The sequence below is a fragment of the Burkholderia glumae LMG 2196 = ATCC 33617 genome (assembly GCF_000960995.1).
Classification (GTDB): domain Bacteria; phylum Pseudomonadota; class Gammaproteobacteria; order Burkholderiales; family Burkholderiaceae; genus Burkholderia; species Burkholderia glumae.
In genome coordinates this window covers 1927961-1937751 of record NZ_CP009434.1, presented here as the reverse complement: position 1 = coordinate 1937751, position 9791 = coordinate 1927961, and the positions used below count along the sequence as shown (strand labels likewise).

Sequence of the window (9791 nt, the reverse complement as noted above, 5' to 3'; positions counted from 1 at the left end):
GCTGGCGTCATTGCATGGAGGCGGCCGATGGCTTCGCCGTGGCGAAGTGATCGGCCAGTGCATGCCGCAGACGCGGGCCGAACACGGCGGCGATATCCTGCTCGGAGAACCCTGGCGACGCCTCGTCGAGCCCGAGCGTGCGATCAATCTCGCGCTGCAGCAGCGTGAATATTTGCGTCGCGGCGCGCTCGCCGCGCAGATAGTCGCCGAGCGCCGCCGCGACCACCGCGGCCGTTTCCGCATCGATGCCCTGGTCGATGAACTCGTCGGCCGACGGAGCCGGTTCGCCATCGTCGGCGCCGCGCAGCGCGTCGATCCTGGCCAGCAAGCCCTCGCTCGACTGGCCGAGCGACGAGCGGCACAGCGCGTCGACGGCACGCACCAGCGCGTCGAGCCCGCGCTGCATTCTTGCGAGCACGGTGCCGCCCGGCAGTTGGCGCGCTCGCTCTATCTCGTCCTGGTCGCCCTGCAGCAACATCGGCAGGTCCTCGCGCGCGATTTCGTGCGCGAGCGGGCTGGTGTGCTCGTTGGACCAGTTTTCGAAGCGCGCCAGTGCCTCGTGCAGCGCGCGCGCGGCGGGATCGGTGCGGCCGCTCAGCGCCGCGATCAGGTTACGCAGCTGGCAGGCGGCCTGCACCGCGAACAGATATTTCTCGACCTCGAGTTTGAGGAAGACCGCCGCGTAGCCATAGAAACCGGATTCGGCGGCGTTGGCGTCGGCGCCCGCTGTCGGTTGCGGCTCGATCATCGCGCGGTAGGCTTGGCCGACCATGATTTCCGGCCCGGCACATACCGAATTGCGGCCGACCAGCAGCCCGGCACCTTCGGCGATCTTGTAATAGGCCTCGGCCGGCAGGCAGGGCGCATCCGGGTCGCTGCCGGCGGCCATGCACTTGATCAGCGAGATGTGCACGATGCGGTGCATGCCGAGCGAAATCCGGTAGATGATCGACGGCACCACCGGAATTTCGTCGGGATCGATCCGCTTCTCGCGCCGCCTGATCAGGTAGGCGGGCAGCAATTGGCAGAGCTTGCTGATGATCCAGAGGTCGGTCATCGAGACCGCGCGGGCTGCGCCGCTCTGGCCGCGACGGCGGCAATATTCTTCGCGCAGGGTGGCGATGGTGGGCAGCACCAGGTGCCAGTGCTTGCCGAACTGGCGCAGCGAGGAGATATTCATCGGCAGTTCGTGATGGAAGCGGCTGCCTTCGTATTCGCAGCGCATCGCCTCGATCTCGACACCCTCGCGCGATTCGGCCGGTGCGATCTCCTCTCCGAGTGGCCGGAAGAAGTCGTCGCGATAGGCGACCAGCGCGCCCAGCATCGAGCGCCAGTAGAACTCCGGTTGGTCCAGCGCGCGCGGCCCGTGATAGCCGGATGCGTAGAGCGCATCGATGACGGTGAAATCGAATTCGTTTTGCATGGGGGGCTCGAATGTGGGGGGGCGGCGCCTCAGCGCGGCATCGAAGTGGGTTTGCCCGTTGCGTCGGTGCCGCGGTCGAAGCGGCGCGCCAGCGCTTGGGCGAGGCTCGCCAGTTCGACGCGCGCCCAGGTTCGCAGGGCGCGCGGCGACCACCACCAGTAGTTGACGTTGATCGAGTCGCTCAGCGAGGTCACGAAGTGCCACCAGCCGGGCGGCAGGTAGAGCACCTCGCCGGCCTCGAGCACGAAGTCGTGACGCTGCGCGTCGCCTAGCCTGGGGAAGGCGTCGAGGTCGGGCCGCGTCATGTCGACCGGGCTGAAAATCACCGGTAGGTCACGGCGCTGGCGGTAATAGACCTGGTGCGATTGCCCCGGCCCGAACAGCACCCAGCGCTTGCGGCCGTATACCTGCACGTTGAGGTTCTCGTGACGGTCGAAATGCAGCGGCGAGGAAATGCCCTCGGGGCCGAGCCAGAAACCGGGCCGCAGTATCAGTCTGCGCCGCAGGCCGTCCGGCAGCCAGCGCGGGAAGCCGTATCGCTCGTGCAGCAACGTGATGTCTTCGCGCAGCGACGGAATCGCCTCGTAGATCTCGGCGTAGGTGATGTAGGCCGTGCGTGCTGCCCCCTGGCTCTGCATCTCGCGGATGGTCTTGCCTAGCGGCGCTTTCTCGTAGCGTCGCGAGGCCAGGTAAAGGTCAGGACGGGTCGGCGTCGGGCAGAGGCTCGAGGTCTCGACCGTGATGTCGTGGCCGCCGTGCTGCGCGACGAAGAATTCCGGCGTCCAGCGCGCCAGTGCCGGCCAGTCGTCGATGAAGCCTTGCAGTACCGCGGGCCGGTCGAGGCCCTTCATCACTTCACGCAGCGATCGCTTGCCGTCATGGCGGATGCGCGCGATCGGAACAATGGTGCGGTCGCTCATGATGCGTTCTCCGGGACGGCGTGGGTGGCATGGCCGGCATCGGCCGGCATCGCGAGCGCCGCACACCGCCCCGGCCGCAAGACGTCGCCGGGCAGCCAGCGGATCACGCGGGTGGTGCCGTCGAGTGTGGCGAGACGCGCCTCGATGCGCTCGAGCATGTCGGCCTCGCTGGGTTCGTCGTTGATCCAGCCGATATCGCGGATCGGCTCGCCGATGCCGCCAAAGCCGTTCGCATAGGGGGCAAAGGCATCGACGCCGGCCCGCACGCAGGCCTCGGCCAGGCGCTCCGGGCCGAGCGTGATCGACGGTCCCTCGCCGGCCTGCTCAGCGCGCGTCAGGCGCTTGAGCTCGTGCATCGGCAGCACCATCCAGAACGTGAACAATCCCTGCCAGAACGGCGCCTTGCGCATCTCGCGGCAACAGCTCAGGATCAGGTCCGGCGGCCCGCGCCGCGCCACCGAGCTCTCGATCACTTGCATCACCGACCCCATCGCGTCCTCGCCGCTGTCGACCAGCAGGATCACCGAGAATTGCGGCGTCGTGACCCTGTAGCAGTTGCCCCAGTTGCGCACGTGCTCGGGCGGCGTGGCTGCTCCGATGGTCGGCTGTTCGCCGTAGAACGGCAGGATGTCGATCTCGATGTCGCCGATTTGCACCGTGTCGCCCCATTTCGGCGCGATCGCGTTCTGGCCGAGCTCCTGCAGCGAGCGACGCATGTCGTCCTGGGACAGCAGCGAGGGCACCGGAATATCAGGCACTATCACCGGCACCGAGCCGTCGCCGCCATGACGCAACAGGGTGGGCAGGTGCCAGTGATCGAGGTGGCCGTGAGTCACCAGCATGCCGTCGATCGAGCCGGCAAGGTTCGACGGCGCCCGCTCCAGGTCGGGCAGGCCGACGTTGCCGCCGACCGCCAGGCTGATCGGGTCGGTCAGCAGGCGCGTCGTTTCAGAGGCGATCAGCAGCGAGGCGTGTTCTAGGCGCTGGATGCCCGGCCCGTGGAATCCCGGCCACGCGAGCGGTGGCGCGGCAGCCGCCGGGGCGTGCGACGCCAGCAGGCGCGGTTCGTCGAACAGCGCGGCCAGCGGCTCCCAGTGCTGGCGCTGCAGCGCGTCGCGCAGCGCGTTGCCCAGGGCCGGCAGGCGATCCGCACTGGTTTGCAGTACGATCGGTTCGCCACGCGGCGGCGTGATCTCGAAGCGCCAGCGATCGCGCTGGCGATGGAGTTGGTAGAGCAGTGCGTCGCTCGCTATACAGCCGCCTGCGGCGACCGATTCGGGATCGAACAGCTCAGCGATGAATGGATGGCGCGCAATGGCTTGGCGCAATACCGCGGCGCAGGCGGTGGGATCGAAGCCCGCCGCGATGAAATCCTGCAGGATGCCGTCCTGCAGGGCGACCATCGCACCCAGGTCCTGCGCGTGCGAAGCCAGAATGCCCGTATTGAGGAATACCCCCAGGCGATCGTCGACTGTCATGTTTTGCCCTCGGATGAAATTCGCGCAACGGCGCGCGCAGGCCGGGCATCGCTGCCTCGCCTGCGATCCGTCGACGCGACTACCGTGTAGTCGCGTCGTCCGTCGGTGGTGTTCGTCGTGTTGCGTCGGGTCGGGCGGCTAGCCGTTCGAGACCTGCCTCACGCTCAACGGCCGCATGTCGGTCCACGCCGTGCGCACCCATTCCAGGCAGGCTTCGCGAGGCCCGGCCTGGCCGGTGAATTGCCAGCCTGCCGGCCTGGGCAGACTGTCGGGCCAGAGAGCGTATTGCTGCTCGGCATTCACGACGACCTGGAAGAATTGCTCGAGCTTTGCGTTGGGGTGAGTTTCTATTTTCATGAAAACGAAGTGTTCCTTGCTGTAATTCCTGAAAATAAGATAAGAATGGAATGGAGAATATTTAATTAATATTTCCAGTGGCGTGATTGCGTTTCATTATCTGGCTCGGTGCCGGCGAATCAATGGTTATTATTGATTCGGCGGCGGTGTGTCTGCGAGCCGCTAGACCTTAGCTGCAGGATTCCCCGATATGCGGCCGGCATATCCGAGAGGGCCTAACCGTGAGGAAGGCGTGGGATGGTGCTCGAAGCTTGCCAAACAGATGACGCTCGATCGATGCGCCAAAACCAAGCACCAGACGCTGCGCGCCGGGACAACTCTCAATGTCCTCGTGATCAAACGTGGAGATTTATTTGAAAAGCAATGCACTGCATCGATGAGTCGTCATCTGCGCCATGCTTGGCGGTATGAATTTCCAATAAACTTTATCACGGAAAGCAACTGGAAAGGTGTTTTTTTTGTGAGAATTCCAATATCAAAATGACGGGGTTTCAATTGGATTTTTAATTTCAAGTATTTAAATAATTCATTTTCGCGCCGTGCGTCAGCCGGCCCGTCCCGCGGCGTTGGGCTTCGGTAGCGGCGTGACGTGCTGGTGACGCTGCGAGATCGACGCGCTGGCGTATGGCAGCGGCCGCATCTGGTGAGGCGGCGGTTGCGCGAGCGCCACCGGATCGCGACGACACATCCTCGTAGCGGGACGCCGGGTTGCTCCGGCAGCCAGGATCTCGGTTGCGAGTCGGCATGGCCTGGCATCAAGGCCCGTATGGCGCTTCGCGGCGCCGAAGGCTGCGAACGGCTCGGGTGACGTCGCCCGAGTCGGCGGGCGCGCCGAGCCAGCGCGTCCCGGCCCCGCAGGAGCGCCAGCTCGCGGGAGCCAGCGGCGATCAGCCCGGCGAGATGGCCGCTCGTGCTGTCGATGCACGGCGGGATAAACGCAAACATGCCGTCCGGCATGGAGGTAGCGCGGCATCGCAAGTGCCGCGGCGACGCCGGTGGTCAGGCCGGGCGCCGCGCAGGCGCCGCCGGGCTCAAGCCACGCCGCTCGCCGCCTCGTAACCGGCCACCGCCTCGTCGTACAGCGCGGCCTGCGTGACGGCCGCCGCGATCGCCGCGTCGTCGTGCTCGCCCGTGAGCATGCCCCAGCGCCGGTACTGCTCGATGAACCAGCGGCCGTCGGCGGCGCGCGGTCGGTTCACCTCGCCGCCGCCGTGGAAGCGCACCGGCGCCGGCGGCCGCGCGAACGGGCCGCGGCCGTAGTCGCCCGCGAGCCGCGGCAGGATCCGCTCGGCCGGCACGTCGAGCGCTTCGGGCGCGGCGAGCCAGCCGGCCGCGCGCGCGCGGTTGGCGGGCCGGTCGAGCCACGCGCAGGCGTCCAGCAGGGTGCGGATCAGCGCGCGCGCGGTATTCGGATAGAGCGCCGCGAATTCGCGCCGGCAGGCCAGCGCCTTTTCCGGATGGTCGTACCAGACCTCGCTGGTGGCGGCCACGGTGCGGCCCGCGCCCTGCGCCTCGGCCACCGCGTTCCACGGCTCGCCGACGCAGAAGCCGTCCAGCTCGCCGCAGGCGAGCGCGTCGGCCATGCCCGGCGGCGGGATCACGATGCTGCGCACGTCGCGCAGCGGATCGACGCCGTGCGCGGCCAGCCACGCGTAGAGCCACATCGCGTGGGTGCCGGTCGGAAAGGTCTGCGCGAATACCGGCTTGCGCCCGAGCGTGGCGAGCGCGGCGCGCAGCTCGCCGCCCGCCTGCCACGCGTCGGCGAGCCGGTTCGAGAAGGTGATCGCCTGGCCGTTGCGGTTCAGCACCGAGAGCACGGCCAGATCGGCGCGCGGCCCGCCGATGCCGAGCTGCACGCCGTAGACGAGCCCGTACAGCGCGTGCGCGGCGTCGATCTCGCCCGTCAGCAGCTTGTCGCGGATGCTGGCCCACGACGGCTGCCGTTCGAGCGTGAGCGCGAGGCCGTGCCGCGCGCCCAGCTGCAGGCGCTCGGCGACCACGAGCGGCGCGGCGTCGCTGAGCGCGACGAAGCCGAGCCGCAGTTCGCGGCGTTCTGGTGGCGGGAGGATCGGAGTGTTCATGCTTCACCATCGGGAATTCGGGACGCGGCGAGGATCTGGCGCGCGGCTTCGACGATCCGGATGCCCTGGTTCATGGCGCGGCGGCGCAGGGCCGCGTAGGCATCCTGCTCCGATAGCCGGCGCGCGTCCATCAGCAGCCGTTTCGCGCGGTCGATCAGCTTGCGGTCGGCCAGCTCGCTCTCCACCTCGGCGAGCCGCCGGCGCAGCGCCGCGTCGTGCGAGAAGCGCGCCAGCGCGACTTCGAGGATCGGCGCGAGCCGCTCGGCCGACAGGCCCTCGACGAGATAGGCGCTGACCCCGGCGCCCACCGCGGCGCGGATCAGCTGCTGGTCGGCATCGGGGCTGAACATCAGCACCGGGCGCGGCGCGCGCGCATGCATCACCGCGAGCTGTTCGAGCGTGTCGCGCGACGGCGATTCGGTATCGATGATCACCACGTCGGGGCGCTCCTTCTCGACCACGGCCGGCAGGCGCGCCGGCGTGGCCACTTCGTCGAGCATTTCATAGTGCAGCCGCGCGAGCGTGTCGCGCAGCTCGCCGATCGGCTTGTCCGTATCGGTGACGAGCAGCACGCGCAGCGGGCGGGCGGGTTCGGTCAGTCCCATGGGGCGAGCGGGGCGCAAGGCGATGACGAGGCGCGCGCGGGCCGGGCGCGCGGCGCGGCGCGGCCGCCGGCCCGGGCCAGGGCGAGGAACGGCGCGCGCGGGGCGAGCAACGGCGCGCGCGGGGCGGCGTGAGGCTTACGCGGCATCGGACAGCGGCTCCCGATCCGGCGCGGCGCCGGCCTCGATCCCGGCGGCAGCGGAGGCCGCGGGCGGCAGCATCGCGAGCGCCTCGCCGATCGCCGTGCCGACCAGGATCACGGCCGGGCTGCCGAGGCCGGCCGCGGCGGGCTCGGCAGCCAGCGCGGCGAGCGTGCCGGTCCAGCGCCGCGCGCGCGGCGTGCCGGCCCATTGCACCACGGCGGCCGGGGTGGCCGCGTCGAGCGTCGCGAGCAGGCCGGCGGCCACGCGCTCGATGCGGTTCATGCCCATGTAGACGACGAGCGTGGTGCCGGTCGCGCCGAGCGCGGCCCAGTCGGGCTCGCCATGATCCTGCAGGTGCGCGGTGACGAACGTGACGCCCTGGCAGTGGCGGCGGTGGGTGAGCGAGACGCCCAGCTCGGCCGCGGCCGCGAAGCCCGACGAGATCCCGCTCACGATCGTCACCGGCACGCCGGCCGCGTGCAGCGCGGCCAGCTCCTCGCCGGCGCGGCCGAACAGCAGCGCGTCGCCGCCCTTCACGCGCACCACGTGCTGGCCGCGCGCGGCGTAGCGGCACATCAGCTTCTCGATGAAGGCCTGCGGGGTGGAGCGGCAGCCGCCGCGCTTGCCGACGCGGACGATGCGCGCGCGCGGCGCGAGCGCGGCGATCGCCGGGTCGACCAGATCGTCGAGCAGCACGACGTCGGCGCTCGCCAGCACTTTCGCGGCGCGCAGCGTCAGCAGGTCGGCGGCGCCCGGGCCGGCGCCGAGCAGGGTGACCTTGCCGGTCGTTTCGGTAGGGGTCGTCATTCTCGTTCAGTTCCAGTGTGGCGCGCGACGCGGCGCGCGCCGCCGGAACCGCACGGCGCCGCGCGCCGGCCGCGAGGCCGGGCGTTGGGGACGCCGTTGTCCGGGCGGGCCGCGCCTGGCGCGGCCCGAATCGTCGGGATCTGCTGCATCGGATTGCCTGCGCCGACTTCGTTGCCGGCGCCAGGCCCGTCACGCAATAAGCGCGCCAGCTTCGCCAAGCGATCCGCAGGCGCGGTGCCCGGCCGGCCGCCGGGCCGTCCCGCCGGCGATTGCCGGTCGCGCCGCGCTGGCGCCGGGGCGCGCCGCGCCCGCGCGCGCCTGCGTCCGGCACGGCCGCGTTCGGGGGCGCCGGCCGCCGCACGCGCTTAGTGCTGCGCCGCACCACAATTGGGCGGCGATGCGCCGTCCTATGCCGCGCCTCGGTGCCGCGCGCCGCGCGGGATCGCGGGGCCGTGCCGCAAACCCGCGCCGCACGGCGTTTCGCAACGTCTGGCACGGCGCTTGCAAAGCGTTAGGCGAACGAGTCAACGGCGATTCGTTTGCAATACCGAATACTGAGCGGCCCGGCAACGGGCTTTCTGGGCAACGGCGTCCTGTGCATCCGGTGTTTCTACCGGGTTCTCAGGACGCCGTTTTGTTTTGGTAGATCCTCATGTCGAACAAAGCCACCCGTATCGATCTGTTCAGCCTGCGCACCGTGCCGATGCGCGCATTTCATCTCACCTGGATGGCGTTCTTCGTCTGCTTCTTCGCGTGGTTCGCCTGCGCGCCGCTGATGCCGCTGATCGCCAAGCAGTTCCATCTCAGCGCCGGCCAGGTGGCCGACATCAACATCGCGGCCGTCGCGGCCACCATCCTGGTGCGGCTGGTGGTCGGCCCGCTGTGCGACCGCTTCGGCCCGCGCCGCGTCTACGCCGGGCTGCTGGCCGCGGGCGCGCTGCCGGTGATCGCGGTGGCCTTCAGCCACGATTACTCGAGCTTCCTGCTGTGCCGGCTCGGCATCGGCGCGGTGGGCGCGAGCTTCGTGATCACGCAGTACCACACCTCGGTGATGTTCGCGCCGAACGTGGTGGGCACCGCGAACGCCACCACGGCGGGCTGGGGCAACGCGGGCGCCGGCGCGGCGCAGGCGCTGGTGCCGCTGATCCTGGCCGCGGTGCTGATGCTCGGCGTGGGCGACGCGTCGGCCTGGCGCGTCGCGCTGGTGGTGCCCGGCGTGGCGATGCTGGTGATGGCGGTGCTCTACTGGCGCTACACGCAGGACTGCCCGCAAGGCGACTTCATCACGCTGCGCGCCCGCGGCGAGACGGTGGAAAGCGGCAAGAAGGGCGGCTGGGCAAGCTTCTTCCTCGCATGCCGCAACTACCGGGTCTGGATGCTGGCCATCACCTACGGCGCCTGCTTCGGCGTGGAGGTGTTCATCCATAACATCGCCTCGCTTTACTACGTGAACCACTTCCAGCTGTCGCTGAAGGACGCGGGCCTCGCGGCCGGCATCTTCGGCCTGCTGGCGCTGTTCGCGCGCGCGCTCGGCGGCTGGCTGTCGGACCGCCTCGCCGCGCGCCGCGGGCTCGCCGTGCGCTCGATGCTGCTGGCCGTGCTGATCGCCGGCGAGGGGCTCGGCCTGCTGGCGTTCGCTCATGCCGGGCAGGTGGGCATGGCGATCGTGGCGATGGTCGCGTTCGGGATGTTCACGCACATGGCTTGCGGCGCGACCTACGCGCTGGTGCCGTTCATCGACCGCAAGGCGCTGGGCGGCGTGGCCGGCATCGTCGGCGCGGGCGGCAACGTGGGCGCCGTCGCGGCCGGCTTCCTGATGAAGGGCGTGGGCGACGTGCAAGCCACGCTGACGCTGCTGGGCGGCTTCGTGCTGGTCACCTCGCTCTGCGCGATCGCGGTGCGCTTCAGCGCCGAGCACATGGCCCGCGAGGCCGCGTTGCGTGCCAGCGCGCTGGCCAACCTGCCCGTCGCTCACTGAG

Annotated in this window: 9 protein-coding genes; 2 read left to right on the top strand and 7 right to left on the bottom strand. The window is 69.6% G+C overall.

Going from position 1 to position 9791, the window contains the following annotated elements:
* Positions 1–7 precede the first annotated feature (7 nt).
* From KS03_RS09210 to KS03_RS09195, 4 genes are all read right to left on the bottom strand, one after another.
* Positions 8–1423 carry a hypothetical protein gene (locus KS03_RS09210; protein WP_012733784.1) on the bottom strand — a complete coding sequence of 472 codons (1416 nt, stop codon included), beginning with the start codon at positions 1421–1423 and terminating at the stop codon, positions 8–10.
* Between the two features lie 29 nt (positions 1424–1452).
* Positions 1453–2343, bottom strand: a complete 891-nt coding sequence (locus tag KS03_RS09205) for a cupin-like domain-containing protein (RefSeq protein WP_012733785.1) — start codon at positions 2341–2343, stop codon at positions 1453–1455.
* On the bottom strand, positions 2340–3821 hold the full coding sequence (locus KS03_RS09200; RefSeq protein ID WP_012733786.1) for an MBL fold metallo-hydrolase: 1482 nt from the start codon (positions 3819–3821) through the stop codon (positions 2340–2342). The genes KS03_RS09205 and KS03_RS09200 overlap by 4 nt, the downstream gene beginning before the upstream one ends.
* Before the next feature lie 138 nt (positions 3822–3959).
* On the bottom strand, positions 3960–4178 hold the full coding sequence (locus KS03_RS09195) for an MbtH family protein (RefSeq protein ID WP_012733787.1): 219 nt from the start codon (positions 4176–4178) through the stop codon (positions 3960–3962).
* A 262-nt stretch (positions 4179–4440) separates the two neighbouring features.
* On the opposite strand from KS03_RS09195, the gene KS03_RS31175 reads away from it, so the two are divergent.
* Positions 4441–4662, top strand: coding sequence for a hypothetical protein (locus KS03_RS31175; protein WP_127913904.1), 222 nt, complete (start codon positions 4441–4443; stop codon positions 4660–4662).
* A 547-nt stretch (positions 4663–5209) separates the two neighbouring features.
* Here KS03_RS31175 and KS03_RS09190 read toward each other — a convergent pair.
* The 3 genes from KS03_RS09190 to cobA all read right to left on the bottom strand — a co-directional run bounded on the left by KS03_RS09190 (position 5210) and on the right by cobA (position 7812).
* Complete coding sequence (locus KS03_RS09190; RefSeq protein ID WP_012733788.1) at positions 5210–6259, bottom strand: CmpA/NrtA family ABC transporter substrate-binding protein; 1050 nt, start codon at positions 6257–6259, stop codon at positions 5210–5212.
* Positions 6256–6864 (bottom strand): ANTAR domain-containing response regulator, encoded by a 609-nt coding sequence (locus tag KS03_RS09185; RefSeq protein WP_012733789.1) that lies wholly within the window; start codon positions 6862–6864, stop codon positions 6256–6258. The genes KS03_RS09190 and KS03_RS09185 overlap by 4 nt, the downstream gene beginning before the upstream one ends.
* 135 nt (positions 6865–6999) lie before the next feature.
* Complete coding sequence (gene cobA, locus KS03_RS09180) at positions 7000–7812, bottom strand: uroporphyrinogen-III C-methyltransferase (protein ID WP_012733790.1); 813 nt, start codon at positions 7810–7812, stop codon at positions 7000–7002.
* Positions 7813–8464: 652 nt separating this feature from the next.
* Here cobA and KS03_RS09175 point away from each other — a divergent pair.
* Positions 8465–9790, top strand: coding sequence for an MFS transporter (locus KS03_RS09175; protein ID WP_012733791.1), 1326 nt, complete (start codon positions 8465–8467; stop codon positions 9788–9790).
* Position 9791 lies beyond the last annotated feature (1 nt).

Coding starts and splice junctions, on each gene's coding strand:
- KS03_RS09210 (WP_012733784.1), bottom strand. CDS start 1,423: ATGCAAAACGAATTCGATTTCACCGTCATCGATGCGCTCTACGCATCC.
- KS03_RS09205 (WP_012733785.1), bottom strand. CDS start 2,343: ATGAGCGACCGCACCATTGTTCCGATCGCGCGCATCCGCCATGACGGC.
- KS03_RS09200 (WP_012733786.1), bottom strand. CDS start 3,821: ATGACAGTCGACGATCGCCTGGGGGTATTCCTCAATACGGGCATTCTG.
- KS03_RS09195 (WP_012733787.1), bottom strand. CDS start 4,178: ATGAAAATAGAAACTCACCCCAACGCAAAGCTCGAGCAATTCTTCCAG.
- KS03_RS31175 (WP_127913904.1), top strand. CDS start 4,441: ATGACGCTCGATCGATGCGCCAAAACCAAGCACCAGACGCTGCGCGCC.
- KS03_RS09190 (WP_012733788.1), bottom strand. CDS start 6,259: ATGAACACTCCGATCCTCCCGCCACCAGAACGCCGCGAACTGCGGCTC.
- KS03_RS09185 (WP_012733789.1), bottom strand. CDS start 6,864: ATGGGACTGACCGAACCCGCCCGCCCGCTGCGCGTGCTGCTCGTCACC.
- cobA (WP_012733790.1), bottom strand. CDS start 7,812: ATGACGACCCCTACCGAAACGACCGGCAAGGTCACCCTGCTCGGCGCC.
- KS03_RS09175 (WP_012733791.1), top strand. CDS start 8,465: ATGTCGAACAAAGCCACCCGTATCGATCTGTTCAGCCTGCGCACCGTG.